At 46.8% G+C, this 1771-nt stretch carries 1 protein-coding gene and 2 pseudogenes; all 3 read left to right on the top strand.

Annotated elements, in window-relative coordinates:
• On the top strand, positions 1 to 469 hold a 469-nt coding region (locus tag IQ294_RS16190), incomplete at its 5' end, for a sensor histidine kinase (protein WP_203335073.1).
• Positions 470 to 503: 34 nt separating this feature from the next.
• Positions 504 to 1037: pseudogene (gene sigX, locus IQ294_RS16185) on the top strand (RNA polymerase sigma factor SigX); the annotation flags it as partial.
• Position 1038: 1 nt separating this feature from the next.
• Positions 1039 to 1771: pseudogene (locus IQ294_RS16180) on the top strand (hypothetical protein); the annotation flags it as partial.

The following is a 1771-nucleotide window of genomic DNA, read 5'->3' as shown; positions in this document are numbered from 1 at the left end:
TAAGGAAGTTGTGCAATTGAACGGGGTTATTGAAAGGATGACGATGAAATTTTCCCAGGCGGCTAAAGAAGAGGCGATCCAGTTGGAATTCGAACCGGCGATCGACGATTGGACAGCCGCTGATATCGATGAGGATCGAATCGAACAGGTCATGACCAATTTGATCGACAATGCCTTGCGTCATACACCTGAGGGCGGAAAAGTGGTTGTCAGAACAGAGGAACAAGACGGTTTTGCGAAGATTTCCGTCAACGATACAGGGTCAGGCATCCCGCCGGAAGACCTGGCATTTGTTTTTGAGCGCTTCTACAAAGCCGACAAAGCGCGGACTCCCGGCAAAGGCGGTACGGGTCTGGGTCTCGCAATTGCCAGCAATATCGTAAAAGCGCATGGTGGCTTGATCGATGTTGAAAGCGAACATGGGAAAGGGACATCATTCTATTTCCTTCTGCCGCTGAAAAAAATGTAACTTTTTTCAGCCTGGAACGACTAATTCTAAGAACGGGGGGGAGTATATGAATGACTCCGTTTTCCATCGGCTATATGATCAATATCATCAGGATGTCTTTCAGTTTTTGATCTATCTGGTCAAAAACCGCCATATTGCAGAAGATCTGATGCACGAAGTCTATATTCGGGTATTCAGGGCATATGACCGGTTCGAAGGAAAAAGCTCTGAAAAAACATGGCTTTTTTCAATCGCAAAAAATGTAGCGATCGACCATTTCCGTAAAACTTCTGTCAGGCAGAGGCATTCCATGGAGCATTTTGATTGGGAAACACAGCAATTGACTTCATTAGAACGGCTGCCGGAAGAGATCTCGTTATTGAATGAAGACAAGATCTCCTTATATAAAGCTTTGGATACCTGTACCGGGGACCAGAAAATGGTCGTCATCATGCGTTTCTTCCAGGATTTATCCATTGCTGAAAGTGCTGAAATACTCGGATGGACGGAAGGCAAAGTCAAAACGACGCAGCACCGCGCCATCAAATCCCTGCGCCATAAATTATCCGTACAGGAAGGGGGATTGTAAAATGCCGAATAACAAATGGGACGATGACCACATCGAAAATTTGTTAAGGGATTTCCCCACTATAAAAGACGAACGTCCGAAAGAAGAAGTCTATAAACGCCTTCTGCAAGAGGAAGTTCCACAAAAGAAATCAAAGCACTGGATTCCCTATCTGGTTGCAGCACTCGCTTTCATCACTTTCGGTGTGCTGCTGGCATCGATGCTGGGCCAGAATGGAACAGGCTTCGATATCAGCAGTTCGGAGAGATCGGAAGAAAGTGCCGACTCTGGATCGATAATCGGAGAGGAAGAATCGGTGACCGAATCCGAATCTGCTGAATTGGAATCCTCAGGAGCTGCCGATACGGAATCAGGTTCGGATATATTCAACTCGATGCAAGGGGGAGCGGACCCGACAGCTTCCATCTATCCGGACGAACTGGCCGACAGCACCCTGTTCACGATCGGGCTTACTGAAAATGCATATGTGATACCTGTTTCCTTTACTATAGGCAATGACAAGTTAATGGCTGATTTTGGCACGGCCGATGTGGACGCTGCATCACTGTATAACCGCTACGCTGCTGGAATCGACGAGCAGGCTCTCGGATTTGACGAATATCATCCATATAGCGGCAGCATTGAAATGGCGGCTGAAGGAATCGAACATACTGTTCCTGAAGACCATAATTACGATATGGCATCCGCTGCATTGACTGTGTATTTCAATTCGATGGCAGTAAGTTTTGGGGAAG

The organism is Planococcus beigongshangi (assembly GCF_016820495.1).
Lineage (GTDB): Bacteria > Bacillota > Bacilli > Bacillales_A > Planococcaceae > Planococcus > Planococcus beigongshangi.
The sequence above is the reverse complement of the archived record's forward strand: the minus strand, read 5'-3'. Positions and strand labels throughout refer to the sequence as shown.